The organism is Pedobacter africanus, assembly GCF_040548825.1.
Classification (GTDB): Bacteria; Bacteroidota; Bacteroidia; order Sphingobacteriales; family Sphingobacteriaceae; genus Pedobacter; species Pedobacter africanus_A.
Map to the genome: position 1 here is coordinate 1475041 of NZ_JBEPSL010000001.1, position 19636 is coordinate 1494676.

Annotated in this window: 19 protein-coding genes; 15 read left to right on the forward strand and 4 right to left on the reverse strand. The window is 42.6% G+C overall.

Features of this window, described 5'->3' with window-relative positions; translation table 11 throughout:
* The first annotated feature begins 24 nt into the window (after positions 1-24).
* From ABIE26_RS06055 to ABIE26_RS06100, 10 genes are all read left to right on the forward strand, one after another.
* On the forward strand, positions 25-1314 hold the full coding sequence (locus ABIE26_RS06055) for a polysaccharide pyruvyl transferase family protein (RefSeq protein WP_310138926.1): 1290 nt from the start codon (positions 25-27) through the stop codon (positions 1312-1314).
* A gap of 3 nt (positions 1315-1317) precedes the next feature.
* The gene (locus ABIE26_RS06060; protein WP_310138925.1) at positions 1318-3231 is read left to right on the forward strand and encodes a heparinase II/III family protein; all 1914 of its coding nucleotides are present in this window, start codon (positions 1318-1320) and stop codon (positions 3229-3231) included.
* A 17-nt stretch (positions 3232-3248) separates the two neighbouring features.
* On the forward strand, positions 3249-5090 hold the full coding sequence (locus tag ABIE26_RS06065) for a carbon starvation CstA family protein (RefSeq protein ID WP_310138924.1): 1842 nt from the start codon (positions 3249-3251) through the stop codon (positions 5088-5090).
* 46 nt (positions 5091-5136) lie between these two features.
* The gene (locus ABIE26_RS06070) at positions 5137-8319 is read left to right on the forward strand and encodes a gliding motility-associated C-terminal domain-containing protein (protein ID WP_310138923.1); all 3183 of its coding nucleotides are present in this window, start codon (positions 5137-5139) and stop codon (positions 8317-8319) included.
* A 7-nt stretch (positions 8320-8326) separates the two neighbouring features.
* The gene (locus tag ABIE26_RS06075; protein ID WP_310138921.1) at positions 8327-9217 is read left to right on the forward strand and encodes a PorP/SprF family type IX secretion system membrane protein; all 891 of its coding nucleotides are present in this window, start codon (positions 8327-8329) and stop codon (positions 9215-9217) included.
* Positions 9218-9394: 177 nt separating this feature from the next.
* Complete coding sequence (locus tag ABIE26_RS06080) at positions 9395-10186, forward strand: SDR family oxidoreductase (RefSeq protein ID WP_310138920.1); 792 nt, start codon at positions 9395-9397, stop codon at positions 10184-10186.
* A gap of 63 nt (positions 10187-10249) precedes the next feature.
* A complete protein-coding gene (locus ABIE26_RS06085; protein WP_310138919.1) occupies positions 10250-10651 on the forward strand; it encodes a GlcG/HbpS family heme-binding protein in 402 nt (133 codons plus the stop codon).
* A gap of 20 nt (positions 10652-10671) precedes the next feature.
* Positions 10672-11478 carry a helix-turn-helix domain-containing protein gene (locus ABIE26_RS06090; protein WP_310138917.1) on the forward strand — a complete coding sequence of 269 codons (807 nt, stop codon included), beginning with the start codon at positions 10672-10674 and terminating at the stop codon, positions 11476-11478.
* A 101-nt stretch (positions 11479-11579) separates the two neighbouring features.
* The gene (locus ABIE26_RS06095; protein ID WP_310138915.1) at positions 11580-12866 is read left to right on the forward strand and encodes a sialidase family protein; all 1287 of its coding nucleotides are present in this window, start codon (positions 11580-11582) and stop codon (positions 12864-12866) included.
* Positions 12867-13067: 201 nt separating this feature from the next.
* Positions 13068-13577, forward strand: a complete 510-nt coding sequence (locus ABIE26_RS06100) for an AAA family ATPase (protein ID WP_310138913.1) — start codon at positions 13068-13070, stop codon at positions 13575-13577.
* A gap of 7 nt (positions 13578-13584) precedes the next feature.
* On the opposite strand, the gene ABIE26_RS06105 is transcribed toward ABIE26_RS06100, so the two are convergent.
* Positions 13585-14340 carry an SDR family oxidoreductase gene (locus ABIE26_RS06105; RefSeq protein WP_310138911.1) on the reverse strand — a complete coding sequence of 252 codons (756 nt, stop codon included), beginning with the start codon at positions 14338-14340 and terminating at the stop codon, positions 13585-13587.
* 54 nt (positions 14341-14394) lie between these two features.
* A complete protein-coding gene (locus ABIE26_RS06110) occupies positions 14395-14799 on the reverse strand; it encodes a helix-turn-helix domain-containing protein (RefSeq protein ID WP_310138909.1) in 405 nt (134 codons plus the stop codon).
* 216 nt (positions 14800-15015) lie between these two features.
* Here ABIE26_RS06110 and ABIE26_RS06115 point away from each other — a divergent pair, with 216 nt between their 5' ends.
* Genes ABIE26_RS06115 through ABIE26_RS06130 form a run of 4 tightly spaced genes read left to right on the forward strand, consistent with a single transcriptional unit; the run spans position 15016 to position 16770 of the window.
* Positions 15016-15336, forward strand: coding sequence for an ArsR/SmtB family transcription factor (locus ABIE26_RS06115; RefSeq protein ID WP_310138906.1), 321 nt, complete (start codon positions 15016-15018; stop codon positions 15334-15336).
* Positions 15337-15343: 7 nt separating this feature from the next.
* Complete coding sequence (locus ABIE26_RS06120; RefSeq protein WP_310138903.1) at positions 15344-15802, forward strand: SRPBCC domain-containing protein; 459 nt, start codon at positions 15344-15346, stop codon at positions 15800-15802.
* Positions 15803-15808: 6 nt separating this feature from the next.
* On the forward strand, positions 15809-16192 hold the full coding sequence (locus tag ABIE26_RS06125) for a DoxX family protein (protein WP_310138902.1): 384 nt from the start codon (positions 15809-15811) through the stop codon (positions 16190-16192).
* An 11-nt stretch (positions 16193-16203) separates the two neighbouring features.
* The gene (locus ABIE26_RS06130) at positions 16204-16770 is read left to right on the forward strand and encodes a DUF4256 domain-containing protein (RefSeq protein ID WP_310138900.1); all 567 of its coding nucleotides are present in this window, start codon (positions 16204-16206) and stop codon (positions 16768-16770) included.
* Between the two features lie 3 nt (positions 16771-16773).
* Here the strand turns inward: ABIE26_RS06130 and ABIE26_RS06135 are convergent, their stop codons facing one another.
* A complete protein-coding gene (locus tag ABIE26_RS06135; RefSeq protein ID WP_310138899.1) occupies positions 16774-17616 on the reverse strand; it encodes a 3-keto-disaccharide hydrolase in 843 nt (280 codons plus the stop codon).
* Positions 17617-17744: 128 nt separating this feature from the next.
* Here ABIE26_RS06135 and ABIE26_RS06140 point away from each other — a divergent pair, with 128 nt between their 5' ends.
* Positions 17745-19151, forward strand: a complete 1407-nt coding sequence (locus tag ABIE26_RS06140) for a sugar MFS transporter (RefSeq protein ID WP_310138898.1) — start codon at positions 17745-17747, stop codon at positions 19149-19151.
* 84 nt (positions 19152-19235) lie between these two features.
* Here ABIE26_RS06140 and ABIE26_RS06145 read toward each other — a convergent pair whose 3' ends face one another.
* Positions 19236-19634, reverse strand: a complete 399-nt coding sequence (locus ABIE26_RS06145) for a winged helix-turn-helix transcriptional regulator (RefSeq protein WP_310138895.1) — start codon at positions 19632-19634, stop codon at positions 19236-19238.
* Positions 19635-19636: the final 2 nt, after the last annotated feature.

Genomic DNA, 19636 nt, shown 5'->3' on the forward strand with positions numbered 1-19636 from the left:
TTTCCGATTACATAAGAATTTGATATGACACACATTTCCAGAAAGGATTTCCTTAAACATACCCTCCTGTTTGCAGGATATTTAGCCGCTGTTCCGGCATTGGCACAGGCCGGCAAGACCAAAAAAAGCTTACTCTTACGTTCTTCCTGGCAAGTGGAGAATATCGGGGACATTGGCCATACCCCCGGGGTGTTGGCTTTGATTGAAAAATACCTGCCGCATGTACAGGTTCGCCTTTGGCCGGATTCAGTTAAATCAGGCGTTGAAGAAATGCTTTTAGCCAGATTTCCCAGCTTAAAAATCATAAAATCAGCAGAAGATAAGCAGCAGGCCCTCAGGGAATGCGATTTTTTTCTGCATGGTTCCGGACCTTCATTGGTGGGGAGAAAGGAACTTAAATTGTGGAAGGAAGAGAGGAATGCGCCATATGGCATCTATGGAATAACTTTTCCCGGCAATTATGGCTTTCAGGCACAAGATGAAAATTATAATCCCCTGGATGTTGAATTGTTCAATGCTGCTGCTTTTACCTGGTTCAGGGATTCTGTATCTCTTCGGTTCGCAAAAAAAATAGGCATAAAGTGCCCTCTTATGGGTTTTTGTCCGGATGGCGCCTTTGCCGTCGATGTCAGGAATGACCAGGCCGCAGATGCGTTTTTAAAGTCGCATGCGCTCGAAACCGGAAAATTCGTATGCGTTATTCCGCAACTTCGGTTTTCTCCATGGTGGGAGATTCCATCCAAGCAATTGCCCGTCAATGAAGAGAAACGTGCATGGAATGAAAAAATGAAAGAGCATGACAACCGGCCGATCCGGGATGCGATCATTGAGGTGGTCAGACAAACTGATCTTAAAGTCCTGATTGTTCCGGAGAACGAAACCCAGATCCGTATTGGTAAGGAGATGCTATATGATCCCCTGCCGGAGGATGTTAAATCCCGGATCATTTGGCGCGACAAATACTGGCTTACAGATGAGGCGGTTAGTACCTACGCCCGTTCAGCGGGATTGTTTGGGCTCGAAATGCATTCGCCCATTATGTGCATAGCCCTAGGCGTACCGGCTATTGTTTGCCGCTTTACAGAGCAAACATCTAAAGGATTTATGTGGGATGATATTGGTTTGGGCGAGTGGCTGTTCGATATGGACACACCTGCCGATGTAAACCGGATTGTACCTGCGGTACTGGATATGCTCAAAAATCCTGAAGCCTCAAAAGCGAAAGTGAATACTGCCTTAAAATTGGTCAGGAAATATCAGAAAGATACAATGAAAATACTGGGCCAGTGTATGGATAATCAATTAAAAAAATAAAGAATGAAGAATTTCGTAATCGTTGTCGTCACCGCATTGTGTGTTGCTGGCACAGGCCTGGAACTTAGTGCGCAAACCGTTCCTTATCCCATACAACCAATAGATATGAAAAGGGTTAAGGAAATTGAAAAATGCCTTAACGATGCGCCCGCTGGTTTCGGAGATCCTTACAGCAACAGAAAGGCTTGGGACCGCCTGCTTTTATCCGGGCAGTATAATTCCTTTTTAAGGTCGATGCCTGGTTATCAAATGCCCGGGTTCAGTAAGGAAGACTATTTCTCTTTATCTAAAGGAACCGAATCCTCATCGGGCAGGGGCCTGACCATGATGCGGAAAAGGGCAGAGGGCCTGTCGAAGTTGACATGGGCAGAATGTCTTGAAAATAAAAACCGGTACACCAAGCGTATAGAGGTTGCCCTTAGGGATTTAATTCAGCAAAAGTCCTGGACTTCACCACGCAGCGACCATGGTTTTAAGAACTATAATGGCATTGCTTATTCAGTTGAACTGACTTCTTCTTTATATGCACATACCATTGCACAAACCTTGTATTTGATGGGCGATAAGGTTCCGGCTGATTTGAAGAAACTGGCGTTGGATGCCTTATACATCAGGATCTTTAATCCGGTAATGGAGACATTCAAATCAAATACTGCAGAAAGACAGAACGGCTTTCTGACGGATATGAACAATTGGAACCACGTGTGTTTAGCCGGGGTAGTGGGCGCTGCACTGACAACCCTGCAAAGCAGGGAGGAGCGCGCCAAATTTATTGCCATTGGCGAATACTATTCAGGAAATGGTTTGAAGGGTTTTGGAGACGACGGCTATTGCGGGGAAGGGGTGGTGTATTTTAGCTATGGATTTGGACATTATATTCTTTTGCGTGAGAGCATCTGGCAAGCTACAGGAGGTAAGATAGATTTGTTTAAGGACCCAAAAGTACAGAAAATAGCGGCTTATCCGGCCAATATTGAAGTGATCAATGGGGTGTATCCGGCCATATCTGATTGTAAAGAAGGAGCCAGGCCCGATGGGAATGTAATGGCTTATTTATATAAGAGTTTCAGACCCGGATCGGCAAAATACGACACTTTAGGTGTGCAGGCACGTACGGGCGACAATAGAATGAGCGTGATGATGGCTTTTCCAAATTCTCTGACCAAAAGTAATTTATACCCTGGGCGTATTCAGCCGGATCAGGCTGATATCCGGTTCTATTTCGAACAAACGGGTGTATTGGTGTGCAGGCCGAACCCTGGCACTTCTGCCAATATAGGGGTTGTATTTAAAGGCGGCAACAATGCAGAATCTCATAATCATAATGATATAGGGTCGTTTACCATTGTGCAGGGAAACCAGATCATGGCCGGTGATCCGGGAGTAATTCCCTATACCGCCAATATTTTCGATCCCAAATACCGTTATACCTATAAAACAATAGGCTCATTTGGTCACCCGGTTCCCCTGGTTGCAGACAGCTGCCAACAGCCAGGTGCCGGGGCCAGGTCAAAAACTATTCGTACAGGCTTTACCCGCGAAAAAGATGACATCACATTAGACATTGCTTCGGCATACCCTGTGCCAGGACTAAAGAAGCTTAACCGTACCATGGTTTACGACAGGCAAAACAAGGGCAGCGTTACTTTTACGGATGCGTTTGAATATACTAAACCTGAGGGCTTTGAAACGGCTATTTCCACTCGTTCTGAATGGAAGCAAACTTCGGGTAATACCTTGCTGCTGACAAGAGGAAATGAAAAAATGTTGGTTACCTTCTCTTCTCCGGGCAACCAGCTGTTGCTAAAATCCGAAAAAATAGCAGAAGGCGGTACACCTTATACACGTATTGGTATTTCCCTCTCCAAACCCATAACAGCAGGTGAGATTATCATCACCTATAAACCACAAAACTAATACAATAGTAATTAAACATGGATTTTTTTAATGGGGTTAACGCCCTCACCTTAGTTTTTATTGCCTTATTGGTATTTGCCATTGCCTATAGATTTTACGGTATTTTCCTGGCCGGCAAAGTATTAAGGCTCAATGCGGGAAATGTAACCCCTGCCATAGAATTTTCAGATGGGAAAGATTATGTGGCCACCAACAGGAATGTATTGTTTGGCCATCATTTTGCAGCCATAGCTGCCGCCGGACCTTTGGTAGGCCCGGTGCTGGCGGCCCAGTTTGGCTACCTGCCGGGAACATTATGGATTTTGATAGGCTGCGTATTGGGCGGCGGGGTGCATGATATGGTTGTACTCTTTGCATCAGTGAGGCATAAAGGAGAAAGCCTGGCTACCATAGCAGGGAAAGAGATCGGCACAGGTACCGGTTTAATTGCAGGAATAGCTATCCTTTTTATCCTTATCCTTACCCTGGCGGGCCTTTCATTAGCCTGTATCAGCGCCATGCATGAAGCTTCCTGGTCTTTATTTACCGTAATTGCAACCATGCCCATTGCGGTGATCATGGGCCTGATGATGCGCTACCGGAAAAACAGCATTACCCTGGCGAGTATTTTTGGGGGGATCATGCTGATTGCCGCTATTGTGGGCGGGCATGAACTGATGCAGGTCCCTGCCATCAGCCATATTTTTCACTGGAATATAGAAACCATATCCATAGCGATAACAGTGTATGGCTTTTTAGCCTCCGTATTACCTGTCTGGTTATTGCTGGTTCCAAGAGATTACCTGTCTACCTATTTAAAAATAGGAACTATCCTAATGCTTACAGTAGGAGTGATATTTGTACATCCAACACTGCAGATGCCTGCATTTACCCAATTCGTGAGCGGTGGCGGTCCGGTTATTGGTGGTCCTGTTTTGCCTTTTATTTTTATTGTAATTGCCTGTGGAGCCATCTCTGGTTTTCATGCCATTATTGCCACAGGAACAACTCCGAAAATGCTGAGCAGCGAAAAGGAAATCCTGTTTGTAGGTTATGGGGCCATGCTAGTAGAAGGTTTTGTTGCATTGATGGCCCTGATAGCGGCCTGTACTTTAGTTCCCGGAGATTATTTTGCCATCAATACACCCAAAGAGATGTACGAAAGCTTTATTGCCCAAAATCCGGATTTAAAGGTTGCAGATCTGGCCTACTTCAGTGAGAAGATCGGGGTAGAGCTGCAGGGAAGGACCGGAGGGGCGGTATCTCTTGCAGTGGGTATGGCGCATATATTTAATAAAATACCCTATATGGATGATGTGATGGCTTATTGGTACAATTTCGCCATCATGTTTGAAGCGGTTTTTATACTCACCGCAATTGATGCGGGCACAAGGGTAGGCAGGTTCTTTTTACAGGAGATGATAGGGAGAGCGATCCCCCGGTTCAATGATAAGAACTGGGCGCCGGGGATTATCATCAGCAGTCTGCTGTTTACTTTTTCCTGGGGCTACCTGGTATATACCGGTAACGTAAGCAGTATCTGGCCATTGTTTGGGATCAGCAACCAATTGCTGGCAGCCTGCGGCCTGATTGTTTGTACTACTATGCTCATCCGTATGAACAGGAAGAAGTACGCCCTTTGTGCAGCTGTACCTGGGGTGTTTATGGCGCTCATCACATTCTGGGCAGGTTATGCGCAGGTAGTGAATACGTACATGCCCAAAGGCCAGTATTTACTGGCTTTTCTGGCCTGCATAGCCATGGCGCTGATGTTCATTGTGTTTGTGAACACTTTTAAAAGATGGTACCGATTGTCGAAAATGAAAGCAGATAAGGTGGATTATTATGGAGATACGGTAAAAGAGTTGGTGGAAAGGTAAAGACTATAATATTAAATGTTAGACTATAAACCAAATTATAACCATTATGAGATTAGCATTTATTTTTTTGTTGATTGGCGTTTTACATGCGCAAGCGCAACTTGTACATCCCGGGATACTGTTCAATGCTACTGGCCTGGCCAGGTTAAAGACTTATGCAAATACGGAACGACAGCCCTGGGCAGCGACATACGCTAAATTGCTTGCCTATAACGATCTAAGCTATGTTCAGGAACCTGTTTATGCCATTGTTGAGAGAAATTACGGAGGTGAAACCAGCGTGGAGTCAAGGGCAATGTCTGCCCAAAGTCAGAGAGCTTACAGGTGTGCAATTTTGTGGGTAATTACAGGAGATCAGAGATATGCAACTATTGCTAAAACAATATTGAACTCCTGGTCAGGTACCTTGCAGAGTATTACTGGAGACGCTGCCAAATTATGTGCGGCTTGGTATGGTTTTGGTTTTGTTAATGCTGCGGAAATTCTACGCTATACAAACTCAAACTGGAGTACGGCAGATATACTGCAGGCGGAATCTATGTTCAGGTATAAATTTTATGAGGTAATTAAAGATTTCCAGGTAGGGCATGCGGGGAATTGGAGTACGGCCATTACCAAAACTGTGATGGGAATAGGGGTTTTTATAAATGACTCTGGTATTTACACCAGAGGGCGCAATTTTTTGATGGCAAAGCCAGGGGATGACACTGATTATGATACTTATTCTGGAACATTGTACAATTATATTTCCGGCACTACCGGCCAGTGTTATGAAAGCGGCCGCGATCAGGAGCATAGCCAGATGGGCATAGGGGGCTTAGCGGAAGCTTGCGAAATAGGGTATAACCAAAATACGGATCTTTATGGTTTGTATTCAAACAGGTTATTGTTAGGAACCGAATATACCGCTCAATATAATTTAGGTTATAGCGTACCCTATGCAACAAATCATTACGGAACTGTAATTTCTCCTTTAGACAGGGGAGAGTTTCTTCCATTTTATGAATTGGTTTACAATCATTATGTAAACAGACTGGGGATGTCCGGAGAGCCGGTTAAATATACCAAAATGGTTGTGGAAAAAATAAGGCAAGACAATGGAGGAGAAAGTGGTACTGCGATATTATCAGGCTACGGATCATTGTTGTTTAATGAATATGCATTTAAATATGTTCCTGTTGCGGGTGATTATCGGACAACAGGATTGAGCAGTAGTATGGGCAGCCCGGCACAGTTTGAAGTTTTTACAAACGGAAATTGGGTAACCGCCTCAACTGCCCTTGGATTAACCACTAACTTGCTGATAAGGGATGGGCAAAGTGCATTGGCGGCAAACAATAGAAATTTAAAGAACCTGCTGGTTGGAGAAGGAACTGGAGCTGTTTTAAGGGCACAGGTCAATGCAGGTGCAGTATCAGCATTAACCATTATAGAGCCAGGTAATTTAAGCAGTATTCCCGCTCTATCTTTTGTTAACGGTGGACAAGCTACAGGTTCTACCAGTGCTGTTGCAACGATTAGCAAAGTAAAAGTAACAGGTGCGGATATCAAAAACCGGGGTTCTGGCTATACTTCTGCGAGTGTTACTTTTAGCGGCGGTGGCGGAAGCGGGGCAGCGGCTACGGCAGTAGTGAGTGGTGGTAAAATTACAGATATTGTGATAACCAGTTCAGGGTCTAACTATACTTCCATACCAACTATGTCTGTTACAGGAGATGGTACAGGAGCAGCTGTTTCGGCAAAAGTTGGCATTACACAGGTAAGTATTGGTGGCGGAGGGACCGGCTATACCACAGCACCAACAGTTATAGCAGGGACCTTTCTGAAAGTAAATAACGGAATTGCTTTAAGTGTAGCAAATGATGTGTCTTTTCAAAGAGGATCATCTGTGTATACCGGGGGAGCTGCTACAGCCGTTACAGGTATATTGAATATCAGCGGCAACCTGCTGGCAGAAGATACCGTTAACTGCATCTCTGTAGCTCATGACAACACCAATTCATCACTTACAGTAAATTTTAACAATGGCCCTGATAATATCGGTTTCATAGGCGGAAATGTTACTTTTAACGCACTGGGTATTGAAGCTGGGAATACCCTTAAACTGAAGCTAGGTGCCGTAATGAATGTTGCAGGTGCTATTATGCTAAACAGTACTGGCATAATTGATGCAACCAATGGCACTATAGGTTTTGTAAATGTTTCTCCTGCTACATCGATAGCAAGAAGCATTGCTGCCAATACTTTTAAAGATGCAACGCTCAATAAAATGATCGTCAATTCAACTGCTGGAGTTACACTGAACCCGGTGCTGACAATAGGGAAACTGGATATGCAGAAGGGACTGCTGAATATTCCGGAAACTTCAGAGCTTATTTTTTCAAGTGTTTCAGGCGGAAATAACACTTCTTATATCAACACCATGTCTTCAGCAAGTTCCGGTGCAATTGCGCAAGTTAAAGTAACCGGATTAACAACTGCTCAGGGAGATATTCCTTTAGGAAACGGCGGAAATTATCTGCCTGTACGCATTACCCCACCTTCAGGAGCTGTATTCAAATTTACAATGAGTGTACTTACGGGCCTTACAGCTAATGGTTTGCCAAATGGCGGTATAGTTGCAAACAAGAGCCAGTTTGTAGATGCGTCATACCATGTTATCCGTACAAGCGGAGATGGAAATTATACGTTTCGTGTTGGCTTTCCTGCAAGCCTGAGAGGCAGTGGTTTTACCCCGTCATCTCCTTTCGGTATTTCAAAATATAATGGAAGCAGTTGGTTACCTGTGATCGGCAGTGGTGATTATGTACTGAATACCGCTACCGCTACGTTTGATACCAATGGCTTACGCCACCGGGTACAGATAGGTGGGGCTCAGCCATTGAATTTTGCAACGGCTACCAATGCCAGCGGCAATACAGAAAGCAACACTATTAACTTAATCGTGCCGGGAGATGTGAAGATCAGGGCGACTAACATCCTATCTCCAAACGGTGATGGGATAAACGACAAATGGGTGATTGATCATATTGACTTTTATCCGAATAACGAGGTGAAGATCTTTGATCGTACAGGAAGATTGATGTATAGTAAAAAAGCTTACGACAACAGCTGGGAAGGTACCTTAAATGGTGCGCCACTGGCTGAAGGAACTTATTATTATACCATAAATTTTGGAACGGGCAGGCCAAGTTTCAGTGGTTTCATTACTCTTACCCGGCCAGAGTAAAAGAGAGATGAAAACCATATATAAAACCTTGGTACTGATTATGCTTAGCATAGTCTGTACAATCTCGGTAAAAGCACAGTTAAGCCCTTTATCTTCTCAGTACTATATCAATCAATACCTGATTAACCCGGCCTTTGCGGGGGCAGGTGAGGGTTTAAAGCTGAACGCTGCTTACCGTAAGCTATGGAGCAATGTACCTGGCTCCCCTTTGACCCAAAACCTGACGGCTGATTATGGCTTTAACAAAGTTGGGCTGGGTTTAACGATAAACAACGAAAGTGCGGGTTTGCAAAGACAGACCAGAGTACTGGGTAGTTATGCCTATCACCTGAAGCTGAATGACAACAGCCATCAATTGCACTTTGGGGTATCACTGGGCTTTATGAGCCAGCGCTTAGAAAATGCTGATATCTACGGTAATCCTAATGATCCGACAGTAGGCCAGTACAATAGCCGTAAAACTTACCTGGACGGAGATTTTGGTGTTGCTTATACTTCAGATCAGCTGAACATTCAGGCAGCCATCCCGAATCTGAAAAGTGTATTGAAAAAGGATGTGATCAAACTGGCCGATGTGGCTACCTTTTATACTGCAGTAAGTTATAAGATCGGAATCAGTGAAGGTGCCGAAGTTATGGATGTAGAGCCAAAAGTAGCCTATAGGGGTGTAAAAGGTTTTGACAACATCTGGGATGCGGGGGCACAGTTTGGTATTGCCAACAAGCAGGTGTTTTTGCTGGCGATGTACCACAGTACGGAGAATGCGACTTTTGGCCTAGGAATGGACTTTAGAAAAAAATACCTGATCAGCGGAACCTACACTACACAGAGCTCTGCTTTAAGCAGCTATACCAATGGCAGTTTTGAACTCAACCTGAGGCTGAATCTGAGTAAATAAATGTGTCATTGATATTTTAGCCTACCTGCATGTTATCAACCCGGGCAGGAACATTCAATTGCTACTTGAAACGCTCAATTTGGTTGAACTTTTGAGCAATATAAAATTGGACTTTACAGCAAGTTGATTTGTCCTTAAATAGCCCAATTTTGTTTTATAAAATTTAAACAAAATAGTATGAGCAAGACCATATTAATTACTGGAGCTGCCAGCGGCTTTGGAAAAATAGCTGCATTTGATTTGGCAAAAAAAGGACATAAAGTGATTGCTACCGCACAGGTTTACCCGCAAATGAGTGATCTGATAAGGGAGGCGAAAGAACAAAAAATTGAATTGACAGTTGATAAACTGGACGTCACCAATTCCTGGGACATTGCCTATATCACAAAAAAGTATGACATCGATATTTTAATCAGCAATGCAGGAATTATGGAAGGCGGACCGATTGCTGAACAACCACTGGATTTAATCCGATCCATGTTTGATGTGAATGTATTCGGTGGGCTGGAACTGGCACAAGGTTTTATCAAGAAATTTATTGACGAAAAAAGACCGGGTAAAATTGTTTTCACTACTTCTATGGGCGAATTATGGACGGTTCCTTATGTTGCCGCTTATTGTGCATCAAAACATGCAATGGGTTCAATAGCAGAAGGTCTGAAAACAGAGTTAGCGCCATTTAACATCAAAATAGCGACTTGTAATCCTGGTATTTTTGGAACTGGTTTTAACGACCGTGGCGTGGACACCATTTTCCGTTGGTACAATCCAGAAACTAATTTCACCCCTTCATCTGCTTTTGACGGCACCGCAGAAGCGCTGGCAAACCAATTGGATCCACAATCTATGGCTCATTGCATTGTTGATGTGGCATTGGATGATAATTCCAACTTTAGAAACGTGTATCCGAAAGAAACGGAAAATTTTGTTAAGCAATTACAGGCAGATGCCTGGACTGCCAAGAGCTAAATTGAACTAAGAAAGCACAGCTGAAGATCTGTGCTTTTTTTACAAAAAAAAATTGAAGTAAAAATGAACATAACATATAATGAGGCAATTAAGGTATTAAACGCTGCAATAGTAAAGGCGAAATCATTGGCCGTTCCTGTAAGTATTGCAGTTGTAGATGCAGGTGGACATTTGGTTGCTTTTGCAAGACTGGAAAGTGTTTACGGTGTGATAGATTTCGCCTTCAAGAAAGCAAGGACAGCCGTAATGTTCGGTGTGGATAGTGATGTGATGGGAACCATAATTGCCGGCGCGGACGTACACGGATATGGAATGATAAATTCAAATGATGGATTATTGACGATAGGGGGCGGTATAGTTCTAAAGAATGAAGACGGTAATATCATCGGTGCGATCGGCTCTTCGGGCGGAACAGTGGAACAGGACAAAGAAATTGCAACCGAAGGTGCTGCTGCACTTCCCTGAAGATTTAAGATATTTGTGTAATGGAAGGAAATGGTGAAATTATTTTTGACAAACTGGTGTACTCCTGCGCTTTTGAAAAATACAGGGGACATGAAGAGTTTATACCCGAACATTTCCTGGGTATCCAGTTATCCGGGGAAACACACGCATATCATGCCTTGGGCAAAACAATCGTTACCGAGAATAACATTGTTCTGGTCAGACGCAATCAATTGATCCGTTCCATGAAGTACCCGTCCAAAGAAGGAAAATACCAATTCCTTTCCATTACATTGGACAAGGAAACCTTACAGCAGTATGCGATCGAAAATAAAATCGTTATCCAAAACCGTTACGAAGGAAAAGAGAAATTATTTTTTGAACCCAATGATTTCCTGCAGAATTACTTTGTTTCACTGTTGCCTTACATCAATAAAAGCAAAGAAGCAACACCCAGGCTGGCCGATTTAAAAATCCGGGAAGCGATAGAGTTGTTGTTACAGATCAGACCTGCCTTTAAAGATCTGTTGTTCGATTTTTCTGAACCCTTTAAAATCGATCTGGTGGAATACATGAACCAGAATTACATGTTCAATGTATCTGTGGATGCTTTTTCGAAACTCACAGGAAGAAGTCTTTCCGGATTTAAGCGGGATTTTGCGAAAGCGTTTGGTACAACACCCAGCATATGGCTTCGCGGGAAACGGTTGGATGAAGCATATTATCTCATCAAACATAAAAAACAAAAGCCGGTAGATTTTTATTTGGACTTAGGGTTTGAGAATCTGTCCCATTTTTATTTTTCGTTCAAACAGAAATTTGGATTAACAACATCAGAGATACCATAACGGAAATCGACAAAAATCTTCCAATAAAAGTATCCGACTTTAACATTTTAATTACTTAATATAAAAATACTTCTTAACTTCGGTAACGTTACCGATTTATAATGAACAGCTTTTCTTTTAACTATGTGATCATCCGAATAAAAATGTGCTTAAGGTTCAGCACCCTGTGCCTTATTTTTTTTACTTTAAATCTGCAGGCGCAGCATAGTGCTACACTTAAAATACTAAGCAGAGCGGTTAGCAAAGATATGCCTCATTTGCACGGGAGCGTGTACACCGATAACAATACACTAAACTTGCGGTCCGGAAATTTTATATCTACGGATAACGGGGAAAGCTGGGAAAATTCTCCAATGACACCTGATTTTTCACTTGAACTCCCGTTTGGTTTTCGCAGAGACCTGATGGTATCCATACTTGATAACCGTCGACACAGAATGATCGCTTTCTTAAATGCCCTGGACCTCGAAAATTTAAATCCAGGTATCCGGGAACCTCCTGTAGCGCAAAAATCCTATTACCTGAGGTATCGGGTGTCGGATGATGAAGGGAAAACCTGGAAGTTTGATAAACCCATTATTCAACAAGGTGATTTTACAGCGAAAAATCCTTTTCCCGGCGTTTCTATCGGAAAAAATGCAATCTATATAGGGGATAGGGGATCAAGGCCCATCATTACCAGAAACGGAAAAATTCTTTTGCCTGCGCAAACTACCATCTCAGGATCCGACGGAGAACTGTTTAATCCCGGCAATGGCCATACCTATACCGATGCAGTGGTACTGATCGGAAGCTGGGTAAAAGACAATAGCATTGCATGGGAAATGTCTGCGCATATAACAGGCGATCCCAAACGCTCAACCAGAGGCATGATAGAGCCAACGCTTATGGAACTCGACAACGGTCATTTAGTTATGGTGATGCGGGGCAGTAATGAGCAAAAAGGGAGTAAAAATTACACATTGCCAGGCTATAAATGGTTGTCGGTTTCAAAAAATGAAGGTAGGCATTGGAGCAAGCCGGAACCACTGAGGTTTGAAGATGGAAAAGAACTGTATTCTCCTTCTTCTATGTCTACATTATTTAAACACTCCAATGGCCGGTGTTTTTGGATAGGAAATATGACTAAGGAAAATAACGAGGGAAATCTGCCCAGGTGGCCACTTGTCTGTATCGAACTGGATACAAAAAATCTGAGATTAAAAGAAAGTACTTTATTGGTGCTGGATACCTGGCAGGAAGAAGACAAATTGAAGGGCAGGTTAGATATTTCGCATTTTTCTGTTACTGAGGACCGGAAAACCAAAGAGATGATAATCACGTATCCACGTTCTTATCATGCATACAAGCTTCAGGAATGGATCACTATGCATATTAAAGTTGATTAATCTGGGTGACAATAGCGAACTTGTTCATCCGGGTAAGATGCGCTCTTTTCGTTTGCCATTTTTTATATCTTTATAGCTGCAATATAAATAAGCCAGAACCTCAAAATCATGGTGTATAATGTTTTAAATGGTGGTTTCCTTGTTTATGGTTTTGGCGACATTCAATTAAAAAGTATCTGTAAGAAAGTAATGGGTTAAACTATGAGAATTGCAATAGTTGGTGCTCACAGGGTGGGCAAATCAACCCTGGCGGAAGAACTCCAAATGAATCTGCCCGGGTATACACTTGAAATGGAACCATACTATCAACTGGAAGCATCGGGGTATGAATTCTCAGAACCCCCCGTTGCTGAAGATTTTTTGGAACAGTTTAATTATTCGGCCAACCTGGTTTCCAGAAGTGAAGATAATGTGATATTTGACAGATGTGCCATTGATATTTTAGCCTATCTGCATGTTATCGACCCAGGCAGGAATATTGAATTGCCATATGAAACAGCTCAAACAGTCATTGCTGGAATTGATCTTCTTGTGTTTGTTCCAATAGAGGAACCAGATCTGATACCCATCCATCAGACAGATCTTCCAAAACTGAGAAGCCGGGTTAATGATTTATTATATGATTGGATTGGGGATTTTGATATACAGACAATTGAAGTGAGCGGTACCTTGTCAAACCGCAGAGACCAGGTACTCGCTAAAATTTCATGATAGTTAACTACCTTGTTGTGTAACCACCATTTGCAAAAATGGTTTGTCCCGTAATCCACCATCCATCGGTTACTAAAAATTCTACCAATGGCGCAATGTCTTTAATGTCGGTCAATCCCCCCAAAGCAGATGCAGATTTGTGATAGGCGACTGCTTCCGGTGCTTCTTGTCCATAAAAAAATGGCGTATCCATAGGGCCTGGCGCAACTGCTGTAACCGAAATGCCGCGACCCCCGAATTCTTTTGATGCCATTCTTGTAAAATGTTCAACGGGCGCTTTTGCACCGGCATAAGTAGAATACAAGCCTGTGTAAGCTGCCAGTAAAGAGGTTACGATAGTATTGATTTTCCCGTTCTCGTTTAAATGTTTTCCAGCTTCTTGAATAAAGAAATATGCTACTTTTGAATTGATGTTAAACATGGTGTCGTATTCAGCTTCTGTCGTCTCCAGGAAAGGTTTTTTCAATACCATTCCTACCGTGTTGATTGCAATATCGATACAGCCAAACTTTTCTTTTGCTGCTTCAAAAAGCGCCGCAATATTTTCTATTTTAGTTAAATCAGCTTGAAACAAAAAAGCTTCACCACCGCTATCGGTAATGTCTGCCAATGTTTGCTCTGCGTCTGCCTTTGTACTGTTGCTGTTATAGTGAACAGCTACTTTTGCGCCTTTTGATGCAAAAGTACGGCTCAGTAACCCGCCTAAATTTTTTGCACCACCTGCAATTAGAACTACTTTTCCTTTTAAATCATTTCTTGACATGGTATATATATTTAGTTGTTTATTAAATAATATAAAGGTCTGGAAGTGATTTATTTATTTCGTGGTGAACTTTTCGGAACTTTTGAAGTTATTTGGTTTTTGTTGCTTTCTAAATTCCCCTGCAGTTTGTCCGGTGAATTTTTTAAAGAATTTAGAAAAATTGGACGGGTCGTATGTTAGTTTTTTAGCAATGAAAGCAATAGATAAATCAGTTTCTATTAAGAGTGATTTCGCTTTTTCCACAATTTTAAGGTCATAGAAATGACACGGATGATGTCCGGTTGATTTTTGTATAGTGTCGGAAAGATGGGAATGAGAAATGTGTAAAGCATTTGCAATCTGATTCAACTCCAAAAAATCAGTAGCATTGCCCTGACTTACATCTTCAACATGCTGGTCTAAAAAAGTAAAGTATTGTTTGGCTATTTGCTCAGCACGTTTGTTTCCGCTATTCTGCATGTCACAAGTTTTATAGAATTAATTTTTAAAGTTCGGTATTCCAATACAAATAAGCAGGGTGAACTTTTCGGATATTTTACAAGAAATTTCGGCAGTCTTTATGATGGATAAAACGCAGTCTGAATACACACACCATTGCAGCCTGCTAAAAAAATATCAATTAAAATTTGCGTAGTTAAATAGCTACATATATATTTGTAGTCAAATGACTACATAATGAATTTAAGACGGGATGTATTTCAGGCCATAGCCGATCCGACAAGAAGGGCAATACTAATGCTGGTGGCTTCGCAGGCAATGACAGCAGGGGCAATTGCCGCCAACTTCGATACTGCCAGGCCAACAGTTTCAAAGCACCTGCAGATCCTTACGGAGTGCGAATTGCTGGAACAGCAACAAAATGGCAGGGAGAATTACTATTACATTAATGCAAAAAAAATGAAAGAAGTAGCTGATTTTATTGAACCATTCCGCCAGATGTGGGATGAGCGGTTTAACAAACTGGAAGCAATTATGAAACACTATAAAGGTAAATGATATGGAAATGAAGACTAAAATTGATGCCAGTGACGGCAAACAGGAACTGGTAATTACAAGGGAGTTTGACTTGCCGCTGGAATTGCTGTTTAAAGCCTATGAAGAACCTGAAATTGTAGAACAATGGATGGGTACAAAAGTGCTGAAGCTGGAAAACAAAAAACATGGCGGTTACCAGTTTGAAACCACAGATCCCAGAGGCAATAAACATGGGTTCAATGGGGTTATCCATGAGTTCAGTCCAAACCAGCGCATCATACGCACCTTTGAAATGGAAAACACACCTTTTGCTGTCTGGCTCGAATTCTTGGAATTTGAAAAACTGACCGAAGATACCAGTAAGCTAAAAATGCATGTCATCTATAAATCGGTTGAACTGAGGGACCAGCTGCTGCAGATGCCATTTACCCAGGGCATCAATATGGCCCATAATAAGTTGGAAGAGACCTTAAGCAAATTAAAATAATACATCATGACAAAAAGAAACAAAATCATCTATTGGATTGCAACCCTCTGGCTGGCATTGGGCATGCTTTCGACCGGAATTGTGCAATTGCTTAAAATGAAGGAGGAAGTAGGTATGATGGCAAAACTGGGCTATCCGGTATACATGCTGACCATACTCGGTGTCTGGAAAATTTTAGGCGTAATAGCCATACTCGTTCCGAAATTTGCCCTGGTAAAAGAATGGGCCTATGCAGGCTTTTTCTTTGCCATGTCGGGTGCAGTATTTTCTCATTTCGCCATTGGCGATGCTGCCAAAGATTTTTTTGGCCCGGTATTATTACTGGTGCTGACTTTTGTATCCTGGTATTTCAGGCCGGCCGACAGGAAAACGGGCCTGGTTAACCTTTAAAACATAACCTTATGAAACGCAATAAAAAAGAACTGCTGCCCGAGCAGCGCGAAGAATTACTCAAAACATTGAAAGAACGTTTTGAGAAAAACATGAACCGTCATAAAGATCTGGAATGGGCAAAAGTACAGGCCAAACTGGATGCCAATCCGGAAAAGCTATGGTCGCTCGACGATATGGAAATCACAGGCGGTGAACCGGATGTGGTAGGTTACGATCAAAATACAGCTGAGTACATATTTTACGACTGCGCTGCAGAAAGTCCAAAAGGCCGCAGAAGTCTTTGCTACGACAGGCCTGCATGGGAATCAAGGAAAGAACATAAGCCTGAAAGCAGCGCGATGGAGGCTGCGGCAGCCATGGGCATAGAAATTTTAGATGAAGAACAATACCGGGAATTGCAGCAGTTTGGAAAGTTTGATACCAAAACATCAAGCTGGGTAAAGACACCTGCAGATGTCAGAAACCATGGCGGAGCCATTTTTGGAGATTACCGTTATGGCCGGATTTTCATCTACCATAACGGAGCGGAATCTTATTATGCTGCCAGAGGCTTCAGAGGCTTGCTAAGGGTTTAATCCTTATTGCTGGTTTAAGGGAAGGAGCTTTTTTATCAGCTTATCCAGCTTCGCCTGATCTTTTGCATAAGGTGCCAGGTCAAATATTCTTACCGTTTTAAAATCAATAGGATGGCTTTCGCTTTGCAGGGAAATATAACCGCTGCTGAGCATTTTGCCATCCTCTTTTATTTTAGGATCGTAGTTACTTACGTTGCCGCCACCTATTTGAGGTTTGGTGTATTCCAGTACTACTTCTTTTTCAATGACATGTTTAATTACAGAATCTCCCAGCACCAGGAACCGGGCAGTAACCCATTGGTCGCCCGCATAGGTTTTTGATTTTGAATCCAGGCAATGCGCTGTAAATGGCTTTTCGCCGTAAACGATCTGTGTACCGGGCGTACATACATTGCTGGTATGGCGTTCACGTTTGCCATCGCCGCCCAGGATCTGCGCTTCAACGGAAATCGGAAAGTCCTGGTTCTTCAGGATCGTCTCCGGGGCCTGGCAATGCAGCATTGCCCCGCTGTTCCTTAAAGCCCAGCCTTCGCCACCTTTGGCCTGCTCGCCAACAAAACGATAGGTTACTTCCAGAAGGTAATAAGAGTAGGGCTTTTTATAATAAATATGACCATATTGCTGATCAAAATTTTCATAACCATCGTAACGTACTTTCATCAGACCGTCTTCCACACGAAAAGTATTGGCATAGTTCTCCTTATAATCGTGTTTCGCGATTTTAATGTTCCAGTCTTTCAGGTCTTTTCCGTTGAAAAGATTGGTCCAGCCTTTTTGGGCTGAAGATGGGTTTGCAAGCAGGAATGCAAAAGATACAAAAAGCGGTAAGCCGATTTTTAAGTTCATAGTCGTTAACAATGTTTTTTAAAAATAGGAATTAATATTTGGCTGGCCATATTTTATGGTGTATTTCTTACACTTTGTTTTGTGGAAATATTTATCATATTTGTGTCAGTGCAAAAACTAACCAGATTATGATTAACAAGACTGAAAATAACAGTTACACCATTCCCTTTGCAACTTTGACCACACTTTTTTTTATGTGGGGATTCATTACCTGCATGAATGATGTGCTTATTCCACACCTGAAAGAATTATTTAACCTAACCTACCTGCAGTCGATGCTGGTACAGTTTTGCTTCTTTGGTGCCTATTTTATCGGTTCAGTGATTTATTTTGTGACCTCTTACCTTTGGGGAGATCCGATCAACAAGATAGGGTACAAGAACGGGATGTTGCTGGGCTTATTTATAGCGGCCATTGGCTGTTTCTTGTTTTATCCTGCAGCTGTATTTTCGGCGTATGGTCTCTTTTTAAGTGCTTTGTTTATACTCGGACTGGGTTTTACCCTGTTGCAGATTGCGGCTAACCCCTATGTATCGTTATTGGGAAAGCCGGAAGGAGCCTCCAGCCGTTTAAATCTTGCACAGGCTTTTAACTCATTAGGTACAACCATTGCCCCGGTAGTTGGGGGCTTTCTGATATTTGAGTTTTTTGCTGAAGATGGCAAAATCACTGCCAGGGCAACAGAAATGCCTTACATTATCTTTACCGGGATATTTATATTACTTGCCATATGTTTGTATATCATTAAGCTGCCCGAATTTAAATCTGAAGAACATACAGAAAAAGGCCTTGGTGCCTTGCAATTCCCGCAGTTGAAATTGGGTATTTTAGGTATATTCTTTTACGTAGGCGCAGAAGTGTGTATAGGCAGTTTCATCATCAACTTCCTGGCGCTTCCGGAAATTATGGGCATCCCCGAATCGGTCAGTAAAAACTACCTCGCCTTATATTGGGGTGGTTCCATGATCGGGCGTTTTCTGGGGGCAATTTCCCTGAACCAAAGCATATCCGGTGTTAAAAAAATAGGTTTTATGGTAGCTGCCGCTGCAGCAGTTTTTCTGCTGATTTTTTCTATTGTCGACCTCAGCTTTGCCCAGATCACTATGTTTCTGGTGTTTATGGCCATCAACCTGCTTGGCTTTTTTATAGGAAAAGCAGCACCGGCCCGTACACTTATGGTGTTTGCGCTGGTTAACGTGATACTGGTTTTGCTGACCATCGTTAATGCTGGTTCTTTTGCCATGTGGACCATCCTGAGCGTAGGTTTGTTCAATTCAATCATGTGGTCGAACATATTTACACTGTCTATCCACGGATTAGGCAAATACACCAGTCAGGGTTCATCATTATTGGTGATGGCTATTTTAGGCGGGGCCTTGCTGCCGCTGGTACAGGGAGCGTTTGCAGACAGCATGGGGATACACCATTCTTTCTTTGTGCCGGCGCTGGGTTATCTGTACATCGCATTCTTTGGGTTTTATTGCTCCAGGAAACTGGGCAATGTTAAGGTGGAAAGCGTAGCCGGAGGGCATTAAAAAAATAGCGGGACAGATCAACAATGATCGGTCCCGCCCATCTAATCTAATGTTCTCAATAATAAATACGTTTGTTGCGGTTAATTATTGCGTTTGCAGCAAAAAATCATCCTTTATATTTTCTTCAGTACCCTGCACTTTGCTTCTGTGCATGTTTCCCCAGTCAGACATGGCCCTTAACATAGGCTTCATGGTTAAACCCAGTTCAGTTATTTCATAATCTACATGTGGAGGAACCACCGGATGAACAATTCTTCTGACTACTTTATCTGCTTCCAGCTCGCGCAATTGCGATACCAGCATGCGTTCCGATATGTTGACGATCGAGTTTTTTAAATCGCTGTAACGCATCTTTCCATACAATAACCTGCATAAAATGGCTGGCTTCCATCTGCCCCCAATTACCGATAGGGAATAAGCCATGCCGCAACTGTCGTTGATCTGCTTTTCATTCAAAGCGTTCGTAGAAGTATTTTTTCTCATTT

Excerpts from the sequence above, each read along its gene's own strand:
- ABIE26_RS06115 (WP_310138906.1), top strand. The coding sequence starts at position 15,016 with ATGAATTTAAGACGGGATGTATTTCAGGCCATAGCCGATCCGACAAGA.
- ABIE26_RS06130 (WP_310138900.1), top strand. The coding sequence starts at position 16,204 with ATGAAACGCAATAAAAAAGAACTGCTGCCCGAGCAGCGCGAAGAATTA.
- ABIE26_RS06090 (WP_310138917.1), top strand. The coding sequence starts at position 10,672 with ATGGAAGGAAATGGTGAAATTATTTTTGACAAACTGGTGTACTCCTGC.
- ABIE26_RS06135 (WP_310138899.1), bottom strand. The coding sequence starts at position 17,616 with ATGAACTTAAAAATCGGCTTACCGCTTTTTGTATCTTTTGCATTCCTG.
- ABIE26_RS06055 (WP_310138926.1), top strand. The coding sequence starts at position 25 with ATGACACACATTTCCAGAAAGGATTTCCTTAAACATACCCTCCTGTTT.
- ABIE26_RS06105 (WP_310138911.1), bottom strand. The coding sequence starts at position 14,340 with ATGTCAAGAAATGATTTAAAAGGAAAAGTAGTTCTAATTGCAGGTGGT.
- ABIE26_RS06075 (WP_310138921.1), top strand. The coding sequence starts at position 8,327 with ATGAAAACCATATATAAAACCTTGGTACTGATTATGCTTAGCATAGTC.
- ABIE26_RS06100 (WP_310138913.1), top strand. The coding sequence starts at position 13,068 with ATGAGAATTGCAATAGTTGGTGCTCACAGGGTGGGCAAATCAACCCTG.
- ABIE26_RS06140 (WP_310138898.1), top strand. The coding sequence starts at position 17,745 with ATGATTAACAAGACTGAAAATAACAGTTACACCATTCCCTTTGCAACT.
- ABIE26_RS06065 (WP_310138924.1), top strand. The coding sequence starts at position 3,249 with ATGGATTTTTTTAATGGGGTTAACGCCCTCACCTTAGTTTTTATTGCC.
- ABIE26_RS06070 (WP_310138923.1), top strand. The coding sequence starts at position 5,137 with ATGAGATTAGCATTTATTTTTTTGTTGATTGGCGTTTTACATGCGCAA.
- ABIE26_RS06125 (WP_310138902.1), top strand. The coding sequence starts at position 15,809 with ATGACAAAAAGAAACAAAATCATCTATTGGATTGCAACCCTCTGGCTG.
- ABIE26_RS06145 (WP_310138895.1), bottom strand. The coding sequence starts at position 19,634 with ATGAGAAAAAATACTTCTACGAACGCTTTGAATGAAAAGCAGATCAAC.
- ABIE26_RS06120 (WP_310138903.1), top strand. The coding sequence starts at position 15,344 with ATGAAGACTAAAATTGATGCCAGTGACGGCAAACAGGAACTGGTAATT.
- ABIE26_RS06085 (WP_310138919.1), top strand. The coding sequence starts at position 10,250 with ATGAACATAACATATAATGAGGCAATTAAGGTATTAAACGCTGCAATA.
- ABIE26_RS06060 (WP_310138925.1), top strand. The coding sequence starts at position 1,318 with ATGAAGAATTTCGTAATCGTTGTCGTCACCGCATTGTGTGTTGCTGGC.
- ABIE26_RS06110 (WP_310138909.1), bottom strand. The coding sequence starts at position 14,799 with ATGCAGAATAGCGGAAACAAACGTGCTGAGCAAATAGCCAAACAATAC.
- ABIE26_RS06080 (WP_310138920.1), top strand. The coding sequence starts at position 9,395 with ATGAGCAAGACCATATTAATTACTGGAGCTGCCAGCGGCTTTGGAAAA.
- ABIE26_RS06095 (WP_310138915.1), top strand. The coding sequence starts at position 11,580 with ATGAACAGCTTTTCTTTTAACTATGTGATCATCCGAATAAAAATGTGC.